Below are 25,563 nucleotides of genomic sequence, written 5' to 3'. Positions count from 1 at the left end.
GCAATTCACCCTTTTCTGACATGGTCTCGGCGTGTACACTGACAACTCGGTATCAGGTAGTTAATGCGGGTACATTTTGGATTATGTACACCACAATGTACACACTTAGCAGAGTAAAGCTCAGAAACGCATTTAACTAGATGATATTTTTAAATAATTTGATTTTGTATGTGCTCTTACGTGTGGGGCACCACTGCAAATAAGGATATAACATGCCTGTTATTACTCTTCCTGATGGCAGCCAACGCCATTACGACCACGCTGTAAGCCCCATGGATGTTGCGCTGGACATCGGTCCAGGTCTGGCGAAAGCCACGATTGCTGGCCGTGTTAACGGTGAGCTGGTAGATGCTTCCGATCTGATTGAACATGATGCGAAGCTCTCCATCATCACCGCGAAGGATGAAGAAGGTCTGGAGATCATTCGTCACTCCTGTGCGCACCTGTTAGGACACGCGATCAAACAACTCTGGCCGCACACCAAAATGGCGATCGGACCGGTTGTTGACAACGGTTTTTACTACGATATCGATCTTGACCGTACGTTAACCCAGGAAGACGTCGACGCGCTCGAGAAGCGGATGCACGAGCTCGCTGAGAAAAACTACGATGTCATTAAGAAGAAAGTCAGCTGGTACGAAGCGCGTGAAACCTTCGTGAAGCGTGGCGAGACCTATAAAGTCTCTATTCTTGATGAAAACATTGCCCATGATGACAAGCCTGGCTTGTACCATCATGAAGAATATGTCGATATGTGCCGTGGCCCGCACGTGCCGAACATGCGTTTCTGCCATCACTTCAAACTGATGAAGACCGCAGGGGCATACTGGCGTGGCGACAGCAATAATAAGATGCTGCAGCGTATTTATGGTACTGCATGGGCAGATAAAAAAGCCCTCAACGCCTACCTGCAACGTCTGGAAGAAGCCGCCAAACGCGATCACCGTAAAATCGGTAAACAGCTTGACCTGTACCATATGCAGGAAGAAGCGCCGGGTATGGTGTTCTGGCACAATGATGGCTGGACTATCTTCCGTGAACTGGAAGTCTTCGTTCGTTCGAAACTGAAAGAATATCAGTATCAGGAAGTTAAAGGTCCGTTCATGATGGACCGCGTGCTGTGGGAAAAAACAGGTCACTGGGATAACTACAAAGATGCGATGTTCACGACGTCTTCAGAGAACCGTGAATACTGCATTAAGCCCATGAACTGCCCGGGCCACGTACAGATCTTTAATCAGGGTCTGAAATCTTATCGCGATCTGCCGCTGCGTATGGCTGAGTTTGGTAGCTGCCACCGTAACGAGCCGTCAGGCGCGCTGCACGGTCTGATGCGCGTTCGTGGCTTCACTCAGGATGATGCGCATATCTTCTGTACTGAAGAACAGATCCGTGATGAAGTTAACGCTTGTATTCGTATGGTCTACGATATGTACAGCACCTTTGGCTTCGAGAAGATCGTCGTCAAACTGTCCACTCGCCCCGAAAAACGTATCGGTAGCGATGAAATGTGGGACCGTGCTGAAGCTGACCTGGCCGTTGCGTTGGAAGAAAACAACATCCCGTTTGAGTTCCAACTGGGTGAGGGCGCATTCTACGGTCCGAAAATTGAATTTACCCTGTATGACTGCCTCGATCGTGCATGGCAGTGCGGTACTGTACAGCTGGACTTCTCTCTGCCGTCCCGTTTAAGCGCCTCTTATGTTGGCGAAAACAACGAGCGTCAGGTGCCGGTTATGATTCACCGCGCAATTCTTGGGTCGATGGAACGTTTCATCGGTATTCTGACCGAAGAGTTTGCTGGCTTCTTCCCGACCTGGCTTGCGCCGGTTCAGGTTGTGGTCATGAACATTACCGATTCTCAGTCTGAATACGTAAACGAATTAACGCAGAAACTACAAAATGCGGGCATTCGTGTAAAAGCAGACTTGAGAAATGAGAAGATTGGCTTTAAAATCCGCGAGCACACTTTACGTCGTGTCCCTTACATGTTGGTCTGTGGCGACAAAGAGGTTGAAGCAGGCAAAGTTGCCGTGCGCACCCGTCGTGGCAAAGACTTGGGCAGCCTGGACGTAAATGAAGTGATTGAGAAGCTGCAACAAGAGATTCGCAGCCGCAGTCTTCAACAACTGGAGGAATAAGGTATTAAAGGCGGAAAACGAGTTCAAACGGCACGTCCGAATCGTATTAATGGCGAGATTCGCGCCCTGGAAGTTCGCTTAACAGGTCTGGAAGGCGAAGCTTTGGGTATTGTGAGTCTGAGAGAAGCAATCGAAAAAGCTGAAGAAGCTGGAGTAGATTTAGTTGAAATCAGCCCTAACGCCGAACCGCCAGTTTGTCGTATTATGGACTACGGCAAGTTCCTTTATGAAAAGAGTAAGTCTTCTAAGGAACAGAAGAAAAAGCAAAAAGTTATCCAGGTTAAGGAAATTAAATTCCGTCCTGGTACCGACGATGGCGATTACCAGGTAAAACTCCGCAGCCTGGTACGCTTTCTGGAAGATGGCGATAAGGCTAAGATCACGCTGCGTTTTCGCGGCCGTGAGATGGCCCACCAACAGATCGGTATGGAAGTGCTCAACCGCGTCCGTGACGATCTGAGTGAACTGGCAGTAGTCGAATCCTTCCCTACGAAGATCGAAGGCCGTCAGATGATCATGGTGCTCGCTCCTAAGAAGAAACAGTAAGGCCTTCAAGTAGCAATGTCTGTGGAGCCTGCGGGTTCCACAGCCGTTGTTCGCCTACGTTTCGTTTATTAACAATGCGAAGTGGAAGTTATTAAAATGCCAAAAATTAAGACCGTACGCGGTGCTGCTAAGCGCTTCAAAAAAACCGGTGGTGGTGGATTTAAGCGTAAGCACGCAAACCTGCGTCATATTCTGACCAAAAAATCTACTAAGCGTAAACGTCACCTGCGTCCAAAAGGCCTGGTTTCTAAAGGCGATCTGGGTCTGGTTATCGCGTGCCTGCCGTACGCATAAGCCGTTAACGTTTAATTAATTTTTTACTAAGAATATAGATACAGGAGAGCACATATGGCTCGCGTAAAACGTGGTGTAGTTGCCCGTGCACGTCACAAGAAAATTTTGAAACAAGCTAAAGGCTACTACGGTGCGCGTTCTCGCGTATACCGCGTTGCCTTCCAGGCTGTTATCAAAGCTGGTCAGTACGCTTATCGTGACCGTCGTCAGAAAAAGCGTCAGTTCCGTCAACTGTGGATTGCGCGTATCAACGCAGCAGCACGTCAGAACGGTATTTCTTACAGCAAATTCATCAACGGCCTGAAAAAAGCCTCTGTTGAAATCGACCGTAAGATCCTGGCTGACATCGCAGTATTCGACAAAGTAGCGTTCACCGCTCTGGTCGAAAAAGCGAAAGCAGCTCTGGCATAAGCCGGTGAAAAGAGGGAGCCTGGCTCCCTCTCTTTTATTGTAGCGCAATCAATTAGTTGACATTTTACCCGTAAGCCTTTTCAATAAAGGTTGTCCGGTTTTTACCACATAAGGTAATGCAAGCATGAATGCTGCTATTTTCCGCTTCTTCTTTTACTTTAGCACCTGAATCCAGGAGGCTTGCGCGTGAAAGAAGAAACGGAAAACAGCGCCTAAAAGCCTCCCTGGTGGAGGCTTTTTTTATACGCGTCATCCTTCAAGTTGTCTCTGTGTTGGCTGCATTCGCTCACCTCAGTCACGTACTGATGTACGCTCCTGAGGATTTGCTCTTTTGCCGCCTTGATACAACTTGAATGATTTTGCGTATAGACGAGCGACTAGTGAATATCGCCACATAACGAGGAAAACCATGTCACATCTCGCAGAGCTGGTTGCCAGTGCAACGGCCGCCATTAACCAGGCTTCAGATGTTGCCGCGTTAGACAATGTCCGCGTCGAATATTTGGGCAAGAAAGGGCACTTGACCCTTCAAATGACAACCCTGCGCGAGCTGCCGCCAGAAGAGCGTCCGGCAGCAGGTGCGGTGATAAACGAAGCTAAAGAGCAGGTACAGCAAGCGCTGAACGCACGTAAAGCCGAATTAGAAAGTGCTGCGCTGAATGCCCGTCTGGCTGAAGAAACGATCGATATCTCTCTGCCGGGACGTCGTATTGAAAATGGCGGTCTGCATCCGGTAACACGTACTATCGATCGTATTGAAAGCTTCTTCGGTGAGCTGGGCTTTACCGTGGCGACCGGTCCGGAAATCGAAGATGACTATCATAACTTCGACGCACTGAATATTCCAGGCCATCACCCGGCGCGTGCTGATCACGACACTTTCTGGTTTGACGCGACCCGTCTGCTGCGTACGCAGACTTCCGGCGTGCAGATCCGCACCATGAAAGAAAAACAGCCGCCGATCCGTATCATCGCCCCTGGGCGCGTATACCGTAACGATTACGATCAGACGCACACCCCAATGTTCCATCAGATGGAAGGGCTGATTGTTGATACCAACATCAACTTCACCAACCTGAAAGGTACGCTGCACGATTTCCTGCGCAACTTCTTTGAAGAAGACCTGCAGGTTCGCTTCCGTCCTTCTTACTTCCCGTTCACCGAACCTTCTGCGGAAGTTGATGTGATGGGCAAAAATGGCAAATGGCTGGAAGTGCTGGGCTGCGGGATGGTTCACCCGAACGTGCTGCGCAACGTGGGTATCGATCCGGAAATCTACTCCGGCTTTGCATTCGGTATGGGTATGGAGCGTCTGACCATGCTGCGTTATGGCGTGACCGATCTGCGTTCTTTCTTCGAAAACGATCTGCGTTTCCTCAAACAGTTTAAATAAAGGCAGGATAAAACAATGAAATTCAGTGAACTGTGGTTACGCGAATGGGTAAACCCGGCGATTGATAGCGATGCGCTGTCAAACCAAATCACGATGGCGGGTCTGGAAGTTGACGGTGTGGAACCTGTTTCGGGCGCGTTCAACGGCGTTGTGGTGGGTGAAGTGGTTGAGTGCGCTCAGCACCCGAACGCTGACAAACTGCGCGTTACCAAAGTGAATGTAGGCGGTGACCGCCTGTTGGATATCGTCTGTGGCGCGCCGAACTGCCGTCAGGGCTTGAAAGTGGCGGTGGCAACCGTGGGCGCCGTACTGCCAGGCGACTTTAAAATTAAAGCAGCGAAACTGCGCGGTGAACCGTCTGAAGGCATGCTGTGCTCGTTCTCCGAGCTGGGTATTTCCGACGACCATAGCGGCATTATCGAACTGCCCGCCGATGCGCCAATTGGCACCGATATCCGCGAATACCTGAAGCTTGACGACAACACTATCGAAATCAGCGTTACGCCGAACCGCGCCGACTGCCTGGGTATCATCGGCGTGGCACGTGATGTTGCCGTACTGAACCAGGCTCCGCTGGTTGAACCGGAAATGGCGCCAGTAGCCGCAACCATTAGCGATGTCCTGCCGATTCAGGTCGACGCGGTGGAAGCCTGCCCACGCTATCTGGGGCGCGTGGTGAAAGGCATCAACGTTAAAGCGCCAACCCCGCTGTGGATGAAAGAAAAACTGCGTCGCTGCGGCATCCGCTCTATCGATGCCGTGGTTGACGTAACGAACTATGTGCTGCTCGAACTGGGTCAGCCGATGCACGCGTTCGACAAAGACCGCATTGAAGGCGGGATTGTTGTCCGGATGGCAAAAGAGGGGGAAACCCTGGTTCTGCTGGACGGCAGCGAAGCTAAACTGCATGCGGATACGCTGGTGATTGCCGACCATAACAAAGCGCTGGCCATGGGCGGCATCTTTGGTGGCGAACATTCCGGCGTGAATGATGAAACGCAAAACGTCCTGCTGGAATGCGCGTTCTTCAGTCCGTTGTCTATTACCGGTCGCGCACGTCGTCATGGCCTGCACACCGATGCTTCTCACCGCTATGAGCGTGGTGTCGATCCTGCGCTGCAGTACAAAGCGATGGAGCGTGCAACCCGTTTGCTGATTGATATCTGCGGCGGTGAAGCCGGTCCAGTTATTGATGTAACCAACGAAGCGACGCTGCCAAAACGCGCGACCATTACGCTGCGCCGCAGCAAACTGGATCGTCTGATCGGACACCATATTGCTGATGACCAGGTGAGTGATATTCTGCGTCGTCTGGGTTGTGACGTCACGGAAGGTCAGGATGAGTGGAAAGCGGTAGCGCCGAGCTGGCGTTTCGATATGGAAATCGAAGAAGACCTGGTCGAAGAAGTTGCCCGCGTTTACGGTTATGACAATATCCCGAATACGCCAATTCAGGCAGGTCTGATCATGGGTACGCATCGTGAAGCGGATTTATCGCTGAAACGTGTAAAAACCATGCTGAATGACAAAGGCTACCAGGAAGTTATCACCTACAGCTTTGTCGACCCGAAAATTCAGGCATTGCTGCATCCGGGTGAAGAATCGCTGCTGCTGCCAAGCCCAATTTCTGTTGATATGTCGGCAATGCGCTTGTCGCTGTGGACCGGTTTGCTGTCAACGGTGGTGTATAACCAGAACCGTCAGCAGAACCGGGTGCGTATTTTTGAAACGGGTTTACGTTTCGTACCGGATACGCAGGCCAACCTCGGGATCCGTCAGGATCTGATGCTGGCAGGCGTGATCTGCGGTAATCGTCATGATGAACACTGGAATCTGGCAAAAGAGACCGTTGATTTCTATGATTTGAAAGGCGATCTGGAAGCGGTTCTCGACTTGACCGGCAAACTGGCGGACATTCAGTTCAAAGCTGAAGCGAATCCAGCACTGCATCCGGGTCAGTCTGCGGCGATTTATCTGAAAGGTGAACGTATTGGTTTCATTGGGGTTGTTCATCCTGAGCTGGAACGTAAACTGGATCTGAACGGTCGCACTCTGGTGTTTGAACTGGAGTGGAACAAGCTCGCAGACCGCGTGGTGCCTCAGGCGCGTGAAGTTTCTCGCTTCCCAGCGAACCGTCGCGACATCGCAGTCGTTGTGGCAGAAAACGTTCCCGCTGCGGATATTTTATCCGAGTGTAAGAAAGTTGGCGTAAATCAGGTAGTTGGCGTAAACTTATTTGACGTGTACCGCGGTAAGGGTGTTGCGGAGGGCTATAAGAGCCTCGCTATCAGCCTGATCCTTCAGGATACCAGCCGTACACTTGAAGAAGAGGAGATTGCCGCTACCGTCGCCAAATGTGTAGAGGCATTAAAAGAGCGATTCCAGGCATCATTGAGGGATTGAACCTATGGCGCTTACAAAAGCTGAAATGTCAGAATATCTGTTTGATAAGCTTGGGCTTAGCAAGCGGGATGCCAAAGAACTGGTCGAGCTGTTTTTCGAAGAGATTCGTCGTGCTCTGGAAAATGGTGAGCAGGTAAAACTCTCTGGTTTTGGTAACTTCGATCTGCGTGATAAGAATCAACGTCCGGGACGTAACCCGAAAACGGGCGAAGATATTCCCATTACAGCACGGCGCGTGGTGACCTTCAGACCCGGACAGAAGTTAAAAAGTCGGGTTGAAAACGCAACGCCCAAAGAAGAGTGATTTAACGATTCGTTAAACCACTTGCGTTGCCATCAAAGCGGCAGCGTAAAGCATGACGTATATAACTAAAAAGGCCGCTCTGCGGCCTTTTTCCTTTTCACTACCGAAACAGCACCGTAAAATCACCCCCATCTCTTTTCAGCAGAATGGAAAACATGCTGACTTTCGCCCATCAACAGCAGCGACGAAACGTGCGCTGGATACTGTCACTGTCAGTGCTGATGTTACTGGCAACGATTTTAAGCCTGTGCGCAGGAGAACAGTGGATCGCTCCCGGCGACTGGTTCAGCGCCCGCGGCGATCTGTTCGTCTGGCAAATCCGCTTTCCTCGTACCCTCGCCGTTTTGCTGGTAGGCGCTGCGTTGGCTTTATCCGGTGCGGTAATGCAGGCCCTCTTTGAAAATCCACTCGCGGAACCGGGTCTACTGGGCGTGTCTAACGGCGCAGGTGTAGGACTCATTGCTGCTGTGCTGCTCGGGCAGGGGCAGCTTCCCGGCTGGGCGTTGGGCTTATGTGCCATCGCCGGGGCGCTGATTATTACTCTCATTCTGTTACGCTTTGCCCGTCGTCATTTGTCTACCAGTCGCTTGCTGCTGGCGGGAGTGGCGCTGGGCATTATCTGTAGCGCGTTGATGACGTGGGCCATCTATTTTTCCACCTCTTTTGACTTACGACAACTGATGTACTGGATGATGGGGGGCTTTGGCGGCGTCGACTGGCATCAGGCCTGGCTGATGGTGGCGTTGATCCCCGTACTGATATGGATCTGCTGTCAGTCTCAGCCGATGAATATGCTGGCGCTGGGGGAAACTTCTGCGCGCCAACTGGGGTTACCATTATGGTTCTGGCGCAATCTGCTGGTGGTCGCCACAGGATGGATGGTCGGCGTAAGCGTGGCTCTGGCGGGTGCGATTGGTTTTATTGGATTGGTTATCCCCCACATTTTGCGGTTGTGTGGTTTAACCGATCACCGTGTTCTCCTGCCTGGCTGCGCGTTGGCTGGCGCAATCGCATTATTGTTTGCTGATGTTGTCGCGCGTTTGGTGTTGGCTTCGGCTGAACTGCCCATCGGCGTGGTGACGGCTACCATGGGAGCACCGGTATTTATCTGGCTATTGTTGAAAGCCGCGCGCTAGAAAGCGTTGGTTCGGTCTATGATTAAAAACTGAAAATCAACCTGTTGTTCTGGAGATGCTATGCAAGACACTATCCTCAATACCGAAGTGACGACCATTGACGGCGAGGCGACTACGCTGCAACCGTATTCCGGCAATGTACTGTTAATCGTCAACGTTGCTTCAAAATGTGGACTGACGCCGCAATACGAACAACTGGAGAACCTGCAGAAAGCCTGGCATCAGCAGGGCTTCAATGTGCTTGGTTTTCCCTGCAATCAGTTTCTGGGCCAGGAACCGGGCAGCGAAGATGAAATAAAAACGTACTGCAGTATGACCTGGGGCGTTACCTTCCCGATGTTCAGCAAGATTGACGTCAACGGCGAGGGGCGTCATCCGCTGTATCAGAAGCTGATTGATGCCGCGCCAACGGCTGTGGCGCCAGCAGACAGTGGATTCTATGAACGTATGGCCAGTAAAGGCCGGGCGCCGCTCTACCCGGACGATATCCTGTGGAACTTTGAGAAGTTTTTAGTGGGACGGGATGGGCAAGTACTGCAACGATTCTCTCCGGATATGACGCCTGAGGATCCGATGCTGGTGCAAAGCATCAAGAAGGCGCTGGCAAACTAATGTCTCGATTGATGCAGCTACAGGATGTAGCGGAATCGACCCGGCTCGGCCCGCTTTCTGGTGAAATAAAAGCAGGGGAAATCCTGCATTTGGTGGGGCCTAACGGTGCGGGGAAAAGTACGCTGTTGGCGCGTATGGCGGGTTTGACGACCGGGGAGGGCAGCATCACCTTCGGCGACATGCCGCTTGAAGAGTGGCCGGCAGCAAAGCTGGCGCAATATCGTGCTTATCTTGCGCAACAGCAAAACCCGCCTTTTGCCATGCCGGTCTGGCATTTTCTGACGCTGCATCAACCCGACAAAGCGCGTGCCGATCTGTTACAGGAGGTCGCCGATGCGCTTGGTCTGGGGGATAAGCTGGGGCGTGGCGTTAATCAACTCTCCGGCGGTGAGTGGCAGCGTGTGCGCCTGGCGGCCGTTATTTTGCAAATTTGCCCGCAAGCTAATCCATTCGGTCAGCTTTTACTGTTGGATGAGCCGATGAACAGCCTGGACGTCGCGCAACAAAACGCCCTGGACAGGTTGTTGGGCCAGCTGTGTTTGCAGGGAATAGCGATTGTGATGAGCAGCCATGACCTCAATCATACCTTGCGCCATGCGCATAAGGCCTGGTTGCTCAAACGTGGGAAGCTGCTTGCCAGTGGCTCACGTGATATGGTCCTGACACCAGCTAATCTGTCTGCGGCTTACGGCGTGAACTTCCGTCGTTTGGATATCGAAGGCCACAGAATGCTCATATCAACCACTTAAGTTAAATGGGTTCTTGAAAATCCTGTAATTTCCACGCTAAATTGGCATAAAAATAAAATCCAGAGGATTCGTCCTGAATGCGCTTTTGGCTCCTTTTCATCACAGCATTGTTTTTGGCGGGCTGCAGCAGCCATCGTGCTCCTGCGCCAAATGCCCATTTGTCGGATTCTATCGCCGTTATCGCCGGTCTTAATGACCAGCTACAAACCTGGCATGGCACACCTTATCGTTATGGTGGTATGAGCCGTAGCGGGGTGGATTGCTCAGGGTTTGTTTTGATGACGATGCGGGATAAATTCGATCTACAGCTCCCGCGCGACACGCGCATGCAATCAAAGATTGGTACCGAAATCGATAAAGATGATTTGCTGCCAGGCGATCTGGTTTTCTTTAAAACCGGATCCGGAGAAAGTGGTCTGCATGTCGGCATTTACGACACCAATAATCAATTTATTCATGCCTCAACCAGCCGCGGAGTGATGCGCTCGTCACTGGATAATGTCTACTGGCGTAAAAACTTCTGGCAGGCTCGACGTATTTAACCCTCACAACTGACGAGGCTGCTAACGACTGTGCAGCCTCGACATTTTCATTTGAATGCTAACTGTTATTACTGCTTCCAGCCGATCAATAACCCTGTGTGTTAAGAGTGTATCTTGCTAAAAATATGATTTATGCCGGGATATTAAAAAGTGCAAAGCTGGATATTCGCTTATAATCACGATAAGCTAAAAAAAAGGATTCGATTTACTGGCTATAAAGGGACAAATGAAAGAGCCTCTACTTGCATCAGCAGTAACGTATTTCTCCATCCTTTGCTACAGGATGCCGGATAACACCTATGCAGAGGGGCTGGTACGATGATTGTTTCACTGGATAATCTTTATCAATCGGAGTTGTCTTTTCTTCCTGCGAGAAGTGAAAAAGGCGATCTTGAATTCGTAGATATCATCACCAGTTTTGCCAGCCTGCAGGGGGATGTGCGTATACCAACCGAGCTGGTCTTACCTCGGATGTCGGACGATGAACAATGTCGTTTATTTACAGAGAAACTGGAATTAATCGAAACGTGCCAACATTTTTTTATTCAGCGAAAAGTCTCAGTCTGGATTAATTTAACCCCGGCAGTTGCTCATACTTTATTATCAGACGCTGAATATGCTTCACAAATTGAACGATTTTCATTTCTGGAACTGGCTATTAATGAAAGCTATCCAGAGTTAAACAAGGGTAAAGACAATCCAACGCTGACTGCACTTGCGGCAAGATTTCCATTAATTCTGCAAAATTATGGCGCTGGCGGCATATCAACGCGGGCAATTTTTGATGGCCTGTTCAAACGTGTGGTGTTGGATAAAAACTTTGTTCAACAAAGGATTGCACATATTTCATTTGAACCATTTATGCGCGCTATCCAGGCGCAAATATCACCCTGCTGTGAGTCAATCATCATTAGCGGTATTGATACGCAAGAAATGTTGGCACGAGTACTTCCCCTCGGTTTCAGCGCCATGCAGGGAGGACTGTGGCCTGCGGTACCGCCCGCGCAGATAATTTCGTTATCGAGGATATAACCCTTTTATTTGCTGGTGTTTAACAGGCTATTAACAGTCTACACTAGAGACAGGAGGCCCTATGACCCTGTCTTTTACCACCCGCTGGCGTGATGAATTACCAGCAACCTATACAGCACTCTCGCCTACGCCCCTGAAAAACGCGCATCTTATCTGGCATAACGATGCTCTGGCTGAGCAATTGGCTATTCCTGCGGCGCTGTTTACTATTCCAGAGGGTTCAGGCGTTTGGGGAGGCGAATCCTTGCTTCCCGGGATGTCGCCTTTAGCGCAAGTTTATAGCGGACATCAGTTCGGCGTTTGGGCCGGTCAGCTTGGTGACGGACGTGGGATCCTGCTGGGCGAACAACAGCTTGCTGATGGCTCGACGCTTGACTGGCACCTGAAGGGTGCCGGACTGACGCCTTATTCCCGCATGGGGGATGGGCGCGCCGTGCTGCGTTCAACCATTCGCGAAAGCCTGGCCAGCGAGGCGATGCACTATCTGGGAATACCCACCACGCGGGCATTGTCGATTGTCACCAGCGACACGCCGGTATATCGCGAAACGGTAGAGCATGGGGCGATGCTCATTCGCGTGGCGCAAAGCCATATGCGCTTTGGCCATTTTGAACACTTTTACTATCGTCGCGAGCCGGAGAAAGTCCGTCAACTTGCAGACTTCGCGATTCGTCATTACTGGCCGCATTGGCAGGAAGAAGCCGATAAATATCAGCTGTGGTTTAGCGATATTGTCATGCGTACCGCAAGCTTAATCGCCGACTGGCAGGCGGTAGGGTTTGCGCATGGCGTTATGAATACGGACAACATGTCTATTCTGGGGCTGACGATGGATTACGGTCCGTATGGTTTTCTTGATGACTACGTGCCGGATTTTATCTGTAACCACTCCGATCATCAGGGACGATACAGTTTCGATAATCAACCTGCAGCCGCGCTGTGGAACCTGCAACGTCTGGCACAAACCCTGTCGCCATTTATCCCGGTCGAGGCGCTCAATGATGCGCTGGACAATTACCAACTGGCGCTGTTAACGCGTTACGGTCAACGGATGCGGCAAAAGCTCGGCTTCTTTAGCGAGCAGAAAAACGATAACGAGCTGCTGAGTGAACTGTTTAGCCTGATGGCGCGAGAAAGAAGCGACTATACGCGAACGTTTCGCATGCTCAGTCTGACGGAACAACACAGTGCGCTATCTCCGCTACGCGATGAGTTTGTGGATCGTGCGGCGTTTGACGACTGGTTCACACGGTATCGCTCGCGCCTGGAACAGGACAGCGTTGTTGACGATGTCAGACAAACGCAGATGAAGGCGGCAAACCCGGCGATGGTTTTACGCAACTGGCTGGCGCAACGGGCGATTAGTCAGGCGGAGCAGGGAGATTACGCCGAGCTACATCGGCTGCACCAGGCGTTGCGTACCCCGTTTGTCGATCGCGATGATGACTATGTCAGCCGGCCGCCTGAGTGGGGCAAACGGCTGGAAGTGAGCTGTTCAAGCTAAGGCGCCAGAAACACCTGGGGGGACACGTTGGCCGGATGATGGCCAACGTGAACCTCAGCACCGTACCAGCGCATCAGATCATCGGCCCGTAACACGGTCTCCGGCGTCCCTTGCGACGCCAGCCTGCCATTATGCAGTAACACTATTCTGTCAGCCCATAAAGCTGCCAGATTCAAATCGTGAAGCACAATACACACATGCAGCTCTCCTGAAGCGACAAGCGTTTTCAGTAACCGCAGCAGATGTTGCTGGTGGTAAAGATCCAGCGCCGAGGTGGGTTCATCAAGAAATAACCAGCCGCGAGGCGCTCCGTCGCACCAGAGTTGCGCCAGGGCGCGGGCTAACTGCACGCGCTGTTGCTCGCCGCCGGAAAGCGTGGCGTATTGCCGACCTGCCAACGGCGCGCATCCGGTCATCTCCATCACCTGCGCGATAAGGCGAGGTTCCGAACGCTGGGTCCAGGGCGCACGGCCCATCGCGATAACGGCCTCTACCGGCCAGTCAAATCCCAGTTGCGTTTGCTGACGCATCACCGCCCGATGGCGCGACAGCGTCTGCATATGCCACTCATCCAGCGCTTTGCCCGCCAGCATGCAGCGCCCGGCAATCGGTTTGAGAAAACCGGTCAACAGGCGCAGCAGGGTAGATTTCCCCGCACCGTTTGGGCCGATGAGCGCCACCAGTTCACCTTTTGCGAGGGCAAGCGATACATCAGCAATCACCGACCTGCCCGCCACGCGATAGTGAAGTCCTTCAGCAACGAAATGTTCAGCCATGCGATCCTCGCTGACGAAAAATAAGCCATAAAAACCATGGGGCGCCGAGCAGACTGGTTAACAGACCGACCGGCATTTCCGCTGGCGCAACTGAAGTGCGGGCCAGCGTGTCGGCAATCAGTAATAAAAACGCGCCCGCCAGCACGGAACCGGGGATAACGGCCCGATGGTCTGCGCCGAGCCACATACGTATTAAATGCGGGATAACCAGCCCGATAAAGCCAATTACGCCGCTTACTGCCACCGCTGCGGCTACCAGCAAGGCGCTGCAAAGCAGTAAAATACGCTGGATTGTACGCACATTCACGCCAAGATAATGCGCCTCTTCCTCGCCCAGTTGCAGCAGGTTCAGGGCCGAAGCCAGACGCCAGACGATCAGCACCGTCGGGATAGCCAGCGAGGTAACTGCCAGCAGCGTGGACCATTGCGCAGCGCCCAGACTTCCCATCCCCCACAGCGACAGCTGGCGCAGTTGCGCATCATTACTGACCCACGACAGAACGCCAACAGCCGCCCCGCAGAGCGCGTTGATCGCAATACCGACCAGCAGCAGCCGCGAGAGTGAACCGTCGCGCTGTTGGCTGAGGATAAAAATCACCACGGTTGCCGCCAGTGCACCGACAAATGCAGCCAACATTGGCGCATACAGCATCAGTAGCGCGGGCAAAGAGACAGGCAGTACCACCCACAGGGCGACGGCGCAGGCCGCACCGCTGCTAATTCCGAGTAATCCCGGGTCGGCAAGTGGGTTGCGAAACAGTCCCTGCATCACACAACCGGATAGCGCCAGAGAACCGCCAATCACCAGCGCCAGCAGAACACGGGGCAGGCGAATAGTGAGCCAGATTTGACGCAGAGTTTCATTGTCATCACGCCAGAGCTGACTTACCGGCAGGCGCAACGCGCCAAAACCGGTAGCCAAAATTGTCATTACGACCAGCATTAGCGCCATGACCCACAAAGAACAAGTGATTCGTCGGGACATCAGGGCAATTGCTCTGCTTTCGCGCGTAGTTGCAAAATGGCCTGCGGCGTGCGGATACTGAAGCCAAGCAGAGCCATATCATCAACCTGCAATACCTGTTTATTCCGTCCCGCAGGTGTTTGCGCCAGCCCCGGCAGCGCCCACAGGCTCGCCTCGCCACCCATGGCCTTAACACCTTCCCGTGAAATCACCACCAGGTCCGGCTGGCTGGCAATCACACCTTCTTGTGAAAGAGGTTGATAACGGTTAACCCCCTGCATCGCGTTGCGCAAACCGGCGGCGCGAATAGCTGCATCGGCTCCGGTTTGCTGGCCTGCGGCCATGGCGGTCATCCCACCATGATTAAGAATAAACAGGACGCGTTTGTTAAGTTCAGATGACGGGAGCGCCGCCAGCTCCTGACGTAAGGTTGCACGCAACGTTTCGCCGTCGGCCTCCCGGTGAGTCGCCTCGGCAATGACGCGAATTTTTTCATCAATCGCGTTAAGGTCGTTGTTTGCCGGGATCGTAACAACCCTGACGTTGCTCTGCTCGACCTGTTTTAGCGCCAGAGAAGGCTGCGCCTGCGCACTGGCAAGGACCAGCGTCGGACGTGTGGTAAGGATCCCTTCGGCGTTAAGCTGGCGTAAATAGCCGACGTCAGCCAGGGCGTTTGCGGCTTCAGGCCACTGGCTGGTACTGTCTCGCGCCACAAGCGTTGACTGGGCCCCCAGCGCGTACACAATTTCGGTGACGTCGCCCCCCAGAGTAACGACTCTGTCCTCGGGGACCGCCAGCGCAGTAACGGGCAGCAACGCCATCAGGAGCAGCAGTTTGTTCATGCGGCCAGCCCTTTCGGCGTCAGTGCGTCAATTTGCGCGCGCCATTGCGTTTGCTCCGGTTCGCCTTCCGTACGTTGACCATACAGTTGGGCAATCTGTGTGCCATCGGCCGCAAACAGTTCCAGACTGGTAACGTGTCCATCGGCGGTTGGTTTGCGCGTTACCCACGTTTCAGCCACGCTTTCTTCCAGCAGATGTAATGTAAATGCTGGATTGAATATATTCAGCCAGCCTTTCATCGGTACCAGTTTTTCTATCACGCCGGTAAAAATTTGTACGCAGCCGCGATTACCCACAAACACCATAATTTCATTGCCATCCTGACGCGCGGTATTGAGTAACTGCGCCAGTGCGCCATTGGTTACTTTACAGGCCAGGTCATCGCCTACCAGATTAAACGCCTGTTGGCGAGTGAGATCGTGGCGTTTCAGCAGACCGAAGAACTGGTGGACATCGGTCATGGCTCGCCACTCTTGATCCACGGCCTGTGCATCAACGGTGACGGTAGCAGGAGCAGGGTTTTTAGCGGATTGCAGCGCCAGTGACGGGTTTTCAGTGAAGATGAAACGGCTCAGTAACGCTGCCCATTCTTCAACGAGGGTATTTTGTGTGGCATAGACCTTCAGCAATGCATCACCCTGATGGTCGAAAAACTGAATGCTCTGACGCTCGCCGTGAGCGGTTGTTTCTCTGATATGAAAGGCGCTTGCCCACTGATTCAGGAACAGACGCAGATCGAGGGCGCGTGGATTGAGTACCAGCCCGGCATGCCCGCTCAGGTGCTGGTTGGTAAAGGTGCCGACCTGCTCATGCACCGCATATTCGTTGCGGCAAATACATTTGGTTTCGCCTACGGCTTCCAGCGCGCCGAGGATTTCGCGGACTTCGCCACGTAAACGCCAGGCGTCATGACCGACGCGCGCGAAGGTCAGTTCTGCCTCGCTGATGTGCATCATAGCCGCGATGTCACGTGCGTATTTGCCAGGGTTTTCTTTTTTCAGTTCCAGCCAGCGTGTGTGGTGATTCATTGTCTCTTCCTTCCAGATTGCTGCCCCGGCGAACCGGGGAAAAGTGATTACCACTGATAACTCACGAAAATTTTGCCATTGCGGCCATCCTGCGGAATGCCCTGCGGCGACCAGTACTCTTTGTCGAAGGCGTTGCCCAGGACCAGTGTGGTGGTCATGCCTTTTAGCGCCTGTTGCCCCTGATAGCTCACGTAGAAGTCGTTTACCGCATAGCCGGGTTGTTTGGCGTAGCTGCTGCTGATGTGCGTTGAGCGGTCAGCAAATGTACCTATCCAGCCAACGGAGAAACCGCTGTGCGCAACCGGCACGTTCAGTTTGCTGGTGACGGTGTCCGGGTTAATGCTGGAAATGTACTCGCCCGTGTCAGTATCTTTACCCCGCGTGCGGTTATAGGCCATATCGAGGCTGAACAGATCGGCGGTGTATTTCGCCATCACGTCCCAGCCCCAGATTTTGGCGTTGGGTACGTTATAGGACATGGTCGTCGCAGCGGCAAAATCGACGCTGGTGGAGATGTAATCTTTGGCTTTGGTGTCGAAATAGCTGGCTTTAAATTCGAGCGCATCACTCGCCATCAACAGATCGTCAAAGCGCAGGCCAAATCCGTATTCCTGTGTTTCGTTGGTTTCCGGACGCAGGTTCGGATTTGGCACCCAGTAATTGGTGTAAAAACGGCCAATCGAGAAGTGCTTCGCGTCGTTATACATCTCGCCCATGGTTGGAGCACGGAAGGCCTGAGCGTATGAACCGAAAAGCATCAGCCAGTCGGCAGGCGCAACGGTGAGTCCAGCGCGGGACGACCATTTGTCGGCATCGACATCTTCATAACCGTCGCTGCTGCCACGATAAGAATCATAACGGGTACCCCCCAGCAGCGTAACCGGCAGGTCGCGCAGGGTGATTTCATCCTGTAGCCAGCCGGAGCTAAAATCGATTTTTGCCTGCGGGAAACCGGTGGTTGCGCCGCCCGGTTGTTGTTCCTGACGATAGTATTCACCGCCGTAGGTCAGTAAGTGAGAAGCAAATGAATCGGTAAACAGGCGGCTACGGTTGTCGACTTTTCCGCCTTTGGTGGTCTGCTTGCGAAATTCGCCGGTGCTGTCCGTGTTTTGTGCATTAATGCGCGCTTCGGACCAGTAGATGCGGGCATCCGCGTTTAGCCAGTCATTATCCGCCGGGGCGAGGGAGTAGGTCAGTTGCGCATCGCGCTGGATGGTTGAGCGATCGGTCATCGGGTTGCTGGTGGTATCCGCCGCGCTGGTTTGTGGGTTTTTAGGTTCCCGGGCATCATTGTTGTAATAACGCAGCGAGCCGGCCAGCGTCTGGGCGCTGTCAATTTTCCAACTGCCTTTCGCCAGCATATTGTTAATCGCTTCATCGTTCGGGGCGGTAGTGCCGTCGCTCTGGCGCAAATTACCGCGATCGCGACTGGACCAGGCCAGCAGCCCGTCGAGGGTATCGGTGCGGCCAAATGCGCTGGCGCCCATACCGAGGCTGTGATCGCCGGTAGCCGCGGTACCGAACACGCGATAACCGCTATTCTGACCCGCCTCCAGTAAGTCTTTAGCATCCGCAGTGTCATAGGCGATTACGCCGCCCAGCGCGCCGCTGCCATACAACAGTGCGGAAGGGCCGCGCACCACTTCAATCCGCTTGATTAGCGCCGGATCGAGGAAGGTACTGTTCAGGTGCCCGGTATCGGTTCCCTGGCGAACGCCATCCACCAGCACCAGAACGCCGCGACGGTCATAGCCGCGCAGATTGACGTCCTGACCATTTGTCCGCCCCGTACCGTCAAGGGTCAGGCCCGGAACCTTTCGTAACAGGTCGGCTGCCGAGCTGGCTGTCTGGTTTTCAGGTGCAGTAGCGTCGATAACGCTGACCATCATCGGCGCTTCAAAGGCGCTACGGGGATTACCGGTGGCGGTGACGGTCATATCCTCTACTGCCGCCCAGGCAACGACGGGAAGATTACTGACAATCGCCAACGCCAGGAGCGACGGGCGCAAGGATGCGGTGTGCAGGTGGGGCATAGCAACTCTCCATTAGAAAATCGAAAAGCGCTGGCTGCCTGGGTATCACCTGGGTGGCTGGCGAAAAGTGTCGTTTATTTAGTCAGAATGAGTTTTCCAGCATGGGTCTGGCGCAGCAGGTAGTGCTGGCCATCGTGCTCTATAATCACGCGTCCTTCTTTGCCCAGCAAACTTTTACTGTCAATGCGACGCTCGGTTGCGGCGACGGCAGGCGGTGTTTTTTCTTTTGCAGGCGTTGCTGTTGTGTTATCCATACGTGACATATAGTTTAAAAATAGCAATCAATGTAACAATGATAATCATTATCATCAAACTGCAAATGTGCGGCAAGCGTTTTTGTGAAATAATTGTGACGGGAACAGTTTTTGCACAACAATGAAGGAAAAAACAAAGAATTACCACCGGGCAACGTGGTGTTACCCGGTGTACAGCGTTAAAAACGGCTATCAACCGCCGAGGCGAGTTTGTCCACCAGTAGTTCAGTATCTTCCCAGTTCAGGCACGGGTCGGTAATCGACTGACCGTAAACCAGCGGCTGACCGCTGACGATTTTTTGCGTGCCTTCACGCAGGAAACTTTCCGCCATGATCCCGGCAATCGCCGTCGAACCGTTGCGAATTTGCTGGCATACGTCATCACACACTTCCAACTGACGGCGATGCTGCTTCTGGCAATTACCATGGCTGAAATCGACGACCAGATGCTCAGGCAGGGAAAATTCGTGCAAGGTATCGCAGGCGGCGGCAATATCTTCAGCAAAATAATTCGGCTTTTTACCGCCGCGCATAATGATATGCCCGTATGGATTACCGCTGGTCTGATAAATGGTCATTTGGCCGGTTTTATCCGGGGAGAGGAACATATGGCTGGCGCGGGAGGCGCGAATCGCATCGACGGCGATACGGGTATTACCATCCGTCCCGTTCTTAAACCCAACCGGGCAGGAAAGAGCAGACGCCATTTCGCGGTGGATCTGGCTTTCGGTGGTGCGCGCGCCAATGGCGCCCCAACTGATTAAATCAGCAATAAACTGGCCGGTCACCATATCGAGAAATTCAGTGGCCGTGGGGACGCCCAGTTCGTTGACCTGCAGCAGCAGTTTACGCGCCAGCTCAATGCCGTGGTTCACACGGTAGCTGCCGTTCAGGTCCGGGTCGGAAATTAAGCCTTTCCAGCCCACGACGGTGCGTGGCTTTTCAAAATAGGTACGCATCACGATTTCCAGACGTGTCTGGTGCTTTTCGCGCAGGGCCTGCAGGCGCGTCGCGTATTCCACGGCGGCATCGAGATCGTGAATTGAGCAAGGGCCTACGATCACCAGCAAACGGGGATCTTCGCCATTCAATATTTTTTCTATCCGGCGTCGGGAGTCCGTAACATGACGGGCGACGGAGGACGAAACAGGATGCCGCTGCGCAAGCTCTGCTGGAGTGACCAGGTTGTCAATACGCGCAGTACGGAGTTCATCGGTTCTGTTCATTACTTGTCTCAGAAATTGTTGCTTCAACGGCAGGACTACCGGGAAGTGATGTGCATCACAATATCACACTCATCCGGCCTGGTGGCGAGCATAATAACAAAAAATTGAACCAATGCACTAGCATTCTAGTACATGCGGCGATTCAGCCCCATAATGTCGAGGATCTTGGTAGCAATCTCTTCTACCGAATAGTTGGTACTGTTTAACCATGGGATCTGATTTTTCCGGTACAGCGCTTCCACTTCGGCAACTTCCATCCGACACTGGCGTAGCGAGGCGTAACGGCTGTTCTCTCGTCGCTCTTCGCGGATCGCCGCCAGGCGTTCGGGGTCGATGGTCAGACCGAACAGTTTATGCTGCAGCGGCTTCAGGGATGTGGGCAGCACCAGATTATCCATATCATCGGCAATAAAGGGGTAGTTGGCCGCGCGGATACCAAACTGCATGGCCAGATACAAACTGGTCGGGGTTTTGCCGCAACGGGAAACACCGAGCAGGATCACCTGCGCCTGATCGAGGTTGCGCAACGAAATACCATCGTCATGGGCAAGGGTGTAATCAATAGCGGCAATACGCGCATCGTACTTGTTGAGGTTGCCGGGATTCAGGCCGTGGGTACGATGGGCAATCGGCGTTGGGTCGAGCTTCATCTCTTGCTGCAATGGAGCGACCAGCGCCTGTACGATATCCTGACAAAACCCCTCGCTTTGCAGAATGATTGAGCGGATTTCCGGCAAGACGATGGAGTAAAACACCAGAGGACGCACGCCGGTTTGTTGGTAAATGGCGTCAATCTGGTCTTTAACCGCGCGCGCGCGGCTCTCGTTTTCAACAAACGGCAGCGTAATGCTGTTGATAGTGACCGGAAATTGCGACATTACCGCGTGGCCCAATACCTCGGCGGTGATGGCCGTACCATCAGAAATATAAAAAACGTGACGATCAACAGCATTATCCATTTTGCTCATCCTGGGGCAGACATAATTCTCTGAAAGCATAAATTAAAATTCGCCAGAAGCGAATATTGCGCCATCACTTTTATAAAGTGAAACGCTATTTTTATATTTAATGAAAAGTACATTTCATTTTTCGGAACAAATGTTTATACCGATAGTTTTTGTGGTGATCCCGTGTCGCTCGCGGGTTTGCGCAAATGCGGAAACAATCTTAAAAAATAAAAAATAAAGTTGCTTGAACGATTCACCGTTTTTTTCGCCGCGGTAAATATGCAAAGATAAATACGCAAAATTGAGTTTCCTAACCTCGTTCATATATAAGGATTGTTCGATGTCCAACAATGGCTCGTCACCGCTGGTGCTTTGGTATAACCAACTCGGCATGAATGATGTAGACAGAGTTGGGGGCAAAAATGCCTCCCTGGGTGAAATGATTACTAACCTTTCCGGTATGGGAGTTTCCGTACCGAATGGTTTTGCAACAACCGCCGATGCGTTTAACCAGTTTCTGGACCAAAGCGGTGTAAACCAGCGCATTTATGAGCTGCTGGATAAAACGGATATTGATGATGTTACCGAGCTTGCGAAAGCCGGGGCACAAATCCGCCAGTGGATTATCGACACTCCTTTCCAGCCGGAGCTGGAAAATGCCGTCCGCGATGCCTACGCGCAGCTGTCAGCAGACGATGCCCATGCATCTTTTGCCGTGCGTTCTTCCGCCACCGCAGAAGATATGCCAGATGCGTCATTTGCTGGTCAGCAGGAAACCTTCCTTAACGTCCAGGGCTTCGATGCTGTCCTGGTCGCTATCAAACACGTATTTGCTTCGCTGTTTAACGACCGCGCGATTTCTTACCGTGTTCACCAGGGCTATGACCACCGTGGCGTGGCGCTTTCTGCTGGCGTCCAGCGGATGGTGCGCTCTGACCTTGCGTCCTCAGGCGTTATGTTCTCCATCGATACCGAATCCGGTTTCGACCAGGTAGTGTTTATCACTTCCGCATGGGGTCTGGGCGAGATGGTGGTGCAGGGTGCCGTTAACCCGGATGAGTTCTACGTGCACAAACCGACTCTGGCGGCTAACCGTCCGGCGATCGTTCGTCGCACCATGGGATCGAAAAAAATCCGTATGGTCTACGCGCCAACCCAGGAACACGGTAAGCAGGTGACCATTGAGGATGTGCCGCAGGAACAACGCGATATTTTCTCTCTGACCAATGATGAAGTGCAGGAACTGGCGAAGCAGGCGGTACAGATCGAGAAGCACTACGGTCGTCCGATGGACATCGAATGGGCGAAAGACGGTCATACCGGCAAGCTGTTCATTGTTCAGGCTCGTCCGGAAACCGTGCGTTCTCGCGGGCAGGTGATGGAGCGGTATACGCTGCACGCCCAGGGTAAAATTATTGCTGAAGGTCGCGCCATCGGTCACCGCATTGGCGCCGGCCCGGTCAAAGTTATTCACGACATCAGCGAAATGAACCGTATTGAACCCGGCGACGTACTGGTGACTGATATGACCGACCCGGACTGGGAACCGATCATGAAGAAAGCGGCGGCGATTGTGACCAACCGTGGCGGCCGTACCTGTCACGCGGCGATCATTGCCCGTGAACTGGGGATCCCTGCCGTGGTTGGCTGCGGCGATGCCACCGAGCGCATGAAGGATGGTGAGAAGGTCACTGTCTCCTGTGCCGAAGGCGATACCGGTTATGTTTACGCTGAGATGCTTGATTTCAGCGTGAAGAGCTCCAGCGTGGAGACCATGCCGGATCTGCCGTTGAAGGTAATGATGAATGTCGGCAACCCGGACCGGGCTTTTGACTTTGCCTGCCTGCCAAACGAAGGTGTCGGCCTTGCGCGTCTGGAATTTATTATCAACCGCATGATCGGCGTGCACCCTCGTGCGCTGCTGGAGTTTGATGACCAGACGCCTGAGCTACAAAATGAAATCCGCGGCATGATGAAAGGTTTCGACTCTCCGCGTGAATTCTACGTTGGTCGTCTGACGGAAGGGATCGCGACGCTGGGTGCGGCGTTTTATCCGAAACGCGTCATCGTGCGTATGTCGGACTTTAAGTCCAACGAATATGCTAACCTGGTCGGCGGTGAGCGTTATGAGCCGCACGAAGAGAACCCGATGCTGGGCTTCCGCGGGGCGGGCCGTTACGTTTCAGACAGCTTCCGCGACTGTTTCGCACTGGAATGTGACGCGGTGAAACGTGTCCGTAACGATATGGGTCTGACTAACGTTGAAGTGATGGTACCGTTTGTACGTACCGTTGCCCAGGCGAAAGCGGTGGTTGAAGAGCTGGCGCGCCAGGGGCTGAAACGCGGCGAGAATGGCCTGAAGATCATCATGATGTGCGAGATCCCGTCTAACGCCCTGTTGGCAGAACAGTTCCTTGAGTACTTCGATGGCTTCTCCATCGGCTCAAACGACATGACGCAGCTGGCGCTGGGCCTGGACCGTGACTCGGGTGTGGTTTCTGAACTGTTTGATGAGCGTAACGACGCGGTGAAAGCGCTGCTGTCGATGGCGATTCGCGCTGCTAAGAAACAGGGCAAATACGTGGGTATTTGCGGTCAGGGACCTTCTGACCACGAAGACTTCGCGGCCTGGCTGATGGAAGAGGGGATCGACAGTCTGTCGCTGAACCCGGACACCGTCGTACAGACCTGGCTGAGCCTGGCTGAACTGAACAAGTAACATTATGCCTTATCCGGCCTATTCAACGTAGGCCGGATAAGATGCGTTAGCATCGCCATCCGGCACTTTATCCTGCAACACTCTCCATGCTCAAACGTTTAATAATATCCTGACGCAACTGGTATTTTTGTACCTTGCCGGACGCTGTGCGCGGTAACTTCTCGACAACCACGATATGCTCCGGGTATTTATACTTTGCTACACGTTTGCGGCTAAAAAAGGCGACGACAGATTCCAGCGACAGCGAATGATGCGGGGCTTTTAGTACCACATAAGCGCATGACCTTTCACCTAACCGTTCGTCCGGCATCGCGACAACGCAGGCATCATGAATGCGTGGATGTTGCAATAGAATATCCTCTACCTCGCGGCTGCTGATATTTTCCCCTCCGCGCACAATAATATCTTTTTTACGCCCGGTAATTTTGATGTATCCCGCGTCGTCCATTCGGCATAAGTCGCCACTGTAATACCACCCCTCTTTATCCAGCGCGCGGGCGGTCAGTTCGGGTTCATCGAGGTAGCCCATAAAAACATTGGGGCCACGCGAGGCCTCTTCACCTTCTACTCCTGCAGGCAGGGTATTGCGCGCTTCATCGACGACTTTAATTTCGACCCCTGCAGCAGCATAGCCGTCGGTGGTCATCATGCGGGAAGGTGAATCATCGAGATTGACCAGCGCATGCGGCGAGCTCTCCGTTGAACCATAAATGCTTAACAATTTAATGCCGAGCCGTTGGCAGTCACGGGCAATCTTTTGCGGAATGGTGGTGCCTCCGCATAAAAAAAAGCGTAGCGATGAGAGATCGCAGGCGCGTTTTTCCATGCGACACAACATGTCATAGACAAATGGCGTTGCGCCGAGTACGCAGGTGCAGTGCTGTTGCTCCAGCAGATCGAGACAGGCGTCTGGGGTAAAAATATCCAACAACACGCTGCGTGCGCCGATTAAAAACGGTGCGGTAACGCCATGCAGAAAACCGGTAGCATGTCCAAGCGGCGCGGGCATTAAAAACACATCTTGCCAGGTGAGATTGAGACGGGCGCAGTAGGCGCGTTCGCTGGCAAGGATATTGTTGTGGGTTAACATTACGCCTTTCGGCATTCCCTCGGTTCCGGAGGTAAACAGTACCGCTGCCAGTTCATCCGCGTGAACGTTAATCGTTTGATTTAACGGCGGTGCTAAAAGCAGTTGGCTGAGTGCCTGCGAGGTGGTTGCCGGCGCCAGTTTATCCACGGCAACAATCTGTTGCAGATGCGGTAACTGGGTTTGTAAGGGGAGGATCAAATCGACCGGCCGGGTTTGTTTAAACAGGGTAGGTGCGAAAAAAATCTTCGCTTTACATTTATTTAATACCCATACTAACTCCGCTTCGCGCCAGGCGGGTAGTAACGGGACGGAAACGGCTCCAGTTTTCAGGCAGGCCAGATAAATAATGGTAAATTCGCACCAGCCAGGCAACTGGAAAGCGACGCGATCGCCGGGTTGAATACCGCAGGCTAAAAACCAGCTCGCCAGACTGCTGGCGGCACCGTCGAGTGCGGCGTAGGTATATGAAGCGCCATGATTATCAACCACGGCGATTTTATCCGGCATGGCTCTGGCTGTTTGGTTCCAGTAATCGCCAAGCGAAGCATCTCCCCATAAACCTTGTTGTCGCCAGGCATCGCGACGTTCGGCGTTAAACGTTAGTGTGATACTCATTC

The 25,563-nt window shown here is 52.9% G+C and carries 24 protein-coding genes and 1 other annotated feature; of the genes, 15 read left to right on the top strand and 9 right to left on the bottom strand.

The window, feature by feature from the left end; genetic code table 11:
* The first annotated feature begins 212 nt into the window (after positions 1–212).
* The 14 genes from thrS to selO all read left to right on the top strand — a co-directional run bounded on the left by thrS (position 213) and on the right by selO (position 13,067).
* Positions 213–2,141 carry a threonine--tRNA ligase gene (gene thrS, locus OOJ59_RS22670; protein ID WP_032939806.1) on the top strand — a complete coding sequence of 643 codons (1,929 nt, stop codon included), beginning with the start codon at positions 213–215 and terminating at the stop codon, positions 2,139–2,141.
* A gap of 3 nt (positions 2,142–2,144) precedes the next feature.
* Positions 2,145–2,687: a translation initiation factor IF-3 gene (gene infC, locus OOJ59_RS22665; protein WP_048997935.1), complete on the top strand. Its 543-nt coding sequence runs from the start codon at positions 2,145–2,147 to the stop codon at positions 2,685–2,687.
* Between the two features lie 96 nt (positions 2,688–2,783).
* Positions 2,784–2,981 (top strand): 50S ribosomal protein L35, encoded by a 198-nt coding sequence (gene rpmI, locus OOJ59_RS22660; RefSeq protein ID WP_003030583.1) that lies wholly within the window; start codon positions 2,784–2,786, stop codon positions 2,979–2,981.
* Positions 2,982–3,035: 54 nt separating this feature from the next.
* A complete protein-coding gene (gene rplT / locus OOJ59_RS22655; protein ID WP_003030578.1) occupies positions 3,036–3,392 on the top strand; it encodes a 50S ribosomal protein L20 in 357 nt (118 codons plus the stop codon).
* A gap of 119 nt (positions 3,393–3,511) precedes the next feature.
* Positions 3,512–3,636: a sequence feature (Phe leader region), on the top strand.
* The gene (pheM, locus tag OOJ59_RS22650; protein ID WP_001386830.1) at positions 3,517–3,561 is read left to right on the top strand and encodes a pheST operon leader peptide PheM; all 45 of its coding nucleotides are present in this window, start codon (positions 3,517–3,519) and stop codon (positions 3,559–3,561) included. (Overlaps the previous feature by 45 nt.)
* Before the next feature lie 165 nt (positions 3,637–3,801).
* Positions 3,802–4,785 carry a phenylalanine--tRNA ligase subunit alpha gene (gene pheS / locus OOJ59_RS22645; protein ID WP_003832580.1) on the top strand — a complete coding sequence of 328 codons (984 nt, stop codon included), beginning with the start codon at positions 3,802–3,804 and terminating at the stop codon, positions 4,783–4,785.
* A gap of 15 nt (positions 4,786–4,800) precedes the next feature.
* On the top strand, positions 4,801–7,188 hold the full coding sequence (gene pheT / locus OOJ59_RS22640) for a phenylalanine--tRNA ligase subunit beta (protein ID WP_137347197.1): 2,388 nt from the start codon (positions 4,801–4,803) through the stop codon (positions 7,186–7,188).
* A 4-nt stretch (positions 7,189–7,192) separates the two neighbouring features.
* Positions 7,193–7,492 (top strand): integration host factor subunit alpha, encoded by a 300-nt coding sequence (ihfA, locus tag OOJ59_RS22635; RefSeq protein ID WP_003030571.1) that lies wholly within the window; start codon positions 7,193–7,195, stop codon positions 7,490–7,492.
* 155 nt (positions 7,493–7,647) lie between these two features.
* Positions 7,648–8,628, top strand: a complete 981-nt coding sequence (gene btuC / locus OOJ59_RS22630; protein ID WP_042308812.1) for a vitamin B12 ABC transporter permease BtuC — start codon at positions 7,648–7,650, stop codon at positions 8,626–8,628.
* Between the two features lie 60 nt (positions 8,629–8,688).
* Entirely contained in the window at positions 8,689–9,240 is a 552-nt protein-coding gene (locus tag OOJ59_RS22625) for a glutathione peroxidase (protein ID WP_038640185.1), read from the top strand.
* Complete coding sequence (gene btuD / locus OOJ59_RS22620; RefSeq protein WP_137347198.1) at positions 9,240–9,989, top strand: vitamin B12 ABC transporter ATP-binding protein BtuD; 750 nt, start codon at positions 9,240–9,242, stop codon at positions 9,987–9,989. The genes OOJ59_RS22625 and btuD overlap by 1 nt, the downstream gene beginning before the upstream one ends.
* A 77-nt stretch (positions 9,990–10,066) precedes the next feature.
* The gene (locus tag OOJ59_RS22615; RefSeq protein WP_038640189.1) at positions 10,067–10,531 is read left to right on the top strand and encodes an NlpC/P60 family protein; all 465 of its coding nucleotides are present in this window, start codon (positions 10,067–10,069) and stop codon (positions 10,529–10,531) included.
* 318 nt (positions 10,532–10,849) lie between these two features.
* Positions 10,850–11,563, top strand: a complete 714-nt coding sequence (locus tag OOJ59_RS22610) for an EAL domain-containing protein (protein WP_087856700.1) — start codon at positions 10,850–10,852, stop codon at positions 11,561–11,563.
* A 61-nt stretch (positions 11,564–11,624) separates the two neighbouring features.
* On the top strand, positions 11,625–13,067 hold the full coding sequence (gene selO / locus OOJ59_RS22605; RefSeq protein WP_137347199.1) for a protein adenylyltransferase SelO: 1,443 nt from the start codon (positions 11,625–11,627) through the stop codon (positions 13,065–13,067).
* On the opposite strand, the gene OOJ59_RS22600 is transcribed toward selO, so the two are convergent.
* From OOJ59_RS22600 to ppsR, 8 genes are all read right to left on the bottom strand, one after another.
* Positions 13,064–13,843 (bottom strand): heme ABC transporter ATP-binding protein, encoded by a 780-nt coding sequence (locus tag OOJ59_RS22600; protein ID WP_137350530.1) that lies wholly within the window; start codon positions 13,841–13,843, stop codon positions 13,064–13,066. The genes selO and OOJ59_RS22600 overlap by 4 nt on opposite strands.
* Complete coding sequence (locus OOJ59_RS22595) at positions 13,836–14,828, bottom strand: FecCD family ABC transporter permease (protein ID WP_121528968.1); 993 nt, start codon at positions 14,826–14,828, stop codon at positions 13,836–13,838. Before OOJ59_RS22595 ends, OOJ59_RS22600 begins: the two co-directional genes overlap by 8 nt.
* A complete protein-coding gene (locus tag OOJ59_RS22590) occupies positions 14,828–15,649 on the bottom strand; it encodes a heme/hemin ABC transporter substrate-binding protein (protein ID WP_268063492.1) in 822 nt (273 codons plus the stop codon). The genes OOJ59_RS22595 and OOJ59_RS22590 overlap by 1 nt, the downstream gene beginning before the upstream one ends.
* Entirely contained in the window at positions 15,646–16,677 is a 1,032-nt protein-coding gene (locus OOJ59_RS22585; RefSeq protein WP_160956358.1) for a hemin-degrading factor, read from the bottom strand. Before OOJ59_RS22585 ends, OOJ59_RS22590 begins: the two co-directional genes overlap by 4 nt.
* Positions 16,678–16,724: 47 nt before the next feature.
* On the bottom strand, positions 16,725–18,710 hold the full coding sequence (locus OOJ59_RS22580; RefSeq protein WP_160956357.1) for a TonB-dependent hemoglobin/transferrin/lactoferrin family receptor: 1,986 nt from the start codon (positions 18,708–18,710) through the stop codon (positions 16,725–16,727).
* A gap of 74 nt (positions 18,711–18,784) precedes the next feature.
* Positions 18,785–18,973: a hemin uptake protein HemP gene (gene hemP / locus OOJ59_RS22575; protein ID WP_038640207.1), complete on the bottom strand. Its 189-nt coding sequence runs from the start codon at positions 18,971–18,973 to the stop codon at positions 18,785–18,787.
* A 170-nt stretch (positions 18,974–19,143) separates the two neighbouring features.
* A complete protein-coding gene (gene aroH, locus OOJ59_RS22570; protein WP_087856695.1) occupies positions 19,144–20,190 on the bottom strand; it encodes a 3-deoxy-7-phosphoheptulonate synthase AroH in 1,047 nt (348 codons plus the stop codon).
* A gap of 125 nt (positions 20,191–20,315) precedes the next feature.
* On the bottom strand, positions 20,316–21,149 hold the full coding sequence (ppsR, locus tag OOJ59_RS22565; RefSeq protein WP_038640212.1) for a posphoenolpyruvate synthetase regulatory kinase/phosphorylase PpsR: 834 nt from the start codon (positions 21,147–21,149) through the stop codon (positions 20,316–20,318).
* A gap of 328 nt (positions 21,150–21,477) precedes the next feature.
* Here ppsR and ppsA point away from each other — a divergent pair, with 328 nt between their 5' ends.
* Positions 21,478–23,856: a phosphoenolpyruvate synthase gene (gene ppsA, locus OOJ59_RS22560; protein WP_042308787.1), complete on the top strand. Its 2,379-nt coding sequence runs from the start codon at positions 21,478–21,480 to the stop codon at positions 23,854–23,856.
* A gap of 67 nt (positions 23,857–23,923) precedes the next feature.
* Here ppsA and fadK read toward each other — a convergent pair whose 3' ends face one another.
* Positions 23,924–25,561: a medium-chain fatty-acid--CoA ligase gene (fadK, locus tag OOJ59_RS22555; protein ID WP_160956161.1), complete on the bottom strand. Its 1,638-nt coding sequence runs from the start codon at positions 25,559–25,561 to the stop codon at positions 23,924–23,926.
* Positions 25,562–25,563 lie beyond the last annotated feature (2 nt).

The organism is Citrobacter sp. W9 (assembly GCF_026719375.1).
Taxonomy (GTDB): domain Bacteria; phylum Pseudomonadota; class Gammaproteobacteria; order Enterobacterales; family Enterobacteriaceae; genus Citrobacter; species Citrobacter werkmanii.
The sequence above is the reverse complement of the archived record's forward strand: the minus strand, read 5'-3'. Positions and strand labels throughout refer to the sequence as shown.

What these genes read in the sequence shown, in the direction of transcription:
- rplT (WP_003030578.1), top strand. Translation starts at nt 3,036, where the DNA reads ATGGCTCGCGTAAAACGTGGTGTAGTTGCCCGTGCACGTCACAAGAAA.
- selO (WP_137347199.1), top strand. Translation starts at nt 11,625, where the DNA reads ATGACCCTGTCTTTTACCACCCGCTGGCGTGATGAATTACCAGCAACC.
- OOJ59_RS22590 (WP_268063492.1), bottom strand. Translation starts at nt 15,649, where the DNA reads ATGAACAAACTGCTGCTCCTGATGGCGTTGCTGCCCGTTACTGCGCTG.
- thrS (WP_032939806.1), top strand. Translation starts at nt 213, where the DNA reads ATGCCTGTTATTACTCTTCCTGATGGCAGCCAACGCCATTACGACCAC.
- aroH (WP_087856695.1), bottom strand. Translation starts at nt 20,190, where the DNA reads ATGAACAGAACCGATGAACTCCGTACTGCGCGTATTGACAACCTGGTC.
- ppsA (WP_042308787.1), top strand. Translation starts at nt 21,478, where the DNA reads ATGTCCAACAATGGCTCGTCACCGCTGGTGCTTTGGTATAACCAACTC.
- fadK (WP_160956161.1), bottom strand. Translation starts at nt 25,561, where the DNA reads ATGAGTATCACACTAACGTTTAACGCCGAACGTCGCGATGCCTGGCGA.
- OOJ59_RS22615 (WP_038640189.1), top strand. Translation starts at nt 10,067, where the DNA reads ATGCGCTTTTGGCTCCTTTTCATCACAGCATTGTTTTTGGCGGGCTGC.
- btuD (WP_137347198.1), top strand. Translation starts at nt 9,240, where the DNA reads ATGTCTCGATTGATGCAGCTACAGGATGTAGCGGAATCGACCCGGCTC.
- OOJ59_RS22600 (WP_137350530.1), bottom strand. Translation starts at nt 13,843, where the DNA reads ATGGCTGAACATTTCGTTGCTGAAGGACTTCACTATCGCGTGGCGGGC.
- ihfA (WP_003030571.1), top strand. Translation starts at nt 7,193, where the DNA reads ATGGCGCTTACAAAAGCTGAAATGTCAGAATATCTGTTTGATAAGCTT.
- OOJ59_RS22585 (WP_160956358.1), bottom strand. Translation starts at nt 16,677, where the DNA reads ATGAATCACCACACACGCTGGCTGGAACTGAAAAAAGAAAACCCTGGC.
- hemP (WP_038640207.1), bottom strand. Translation starts at nt 18,973, where the DNA reads ATGTCACGTATGGATAACACAACAGCAACGCCTGCAAAAGAAAAAACA.
- OOJ59_RS22610 (WP_087856700.1), top strand. Translation starts at nt 10,850, where the DNA reads ATGATTGTTTCACTGGATAATCTTTATCAATCGGAGTTGTCTTTTCTT.
- rpmI (WP_003030583.1), top strand. Translation starts at nt 2,784, where the DNA reads ATGCCAAAAATTAAGACCGTACGCGGTGCTGCTAAGCGCTTCAAAAAA.
- OOJ59_RS22625 (WP_038640185.1), top strand. Translation starts at nt 8,689, where the DNA reads ATGCAAGACACTATCCTCAATACCGAAGTGACGACCATTGACGGCGAG.
- ppsR (WP_038640212.1), bottom strand. Translation starts at nt 21,149, where the DNA reads ATGGATAATGCTGTTGATCGTCACGTTTTTTATATTTCTGATGGTACG.
- pheT (WP_137347197.1), top strand. Translation starts at nt 4,801, where the DNA reads ATGAAATTCAGTGAACTGTGGTTACGCGAATGGGTAAACCCGGCGATT.
- OOJ59_RS22595 (WP_121528968.1), bottom strand. Translation starts at nt 14,828, where the DNA reads ATGTCCCGACGAATCACTTGTTCTTTGTGGGTCATGGCGCTAATGCTG.
- OOJ59_RS22580 (WP_160956357.1), bottom strand. Translation starts at nt 18,710, where the DNA reads ATGCCCCACCTGCACACCGCATCCTTGCGCCCGTCGCTCCTGGCGTTG.
- btuC (WP_042308812.1), top strand. Translation starts at nt 7,648, where the DNA reads ATGCTGACTTTCGCCCATCAACAGCAGCGACGAAACGTGCGCTGGATA.
- pheS (WP_003832580.1), top strand. Translation starts at nt 3,802, where the DNA reads ATGTCACATCTCGCAGAGCTGGTTGCCAGTGCAACGGCCGCCATTAAC.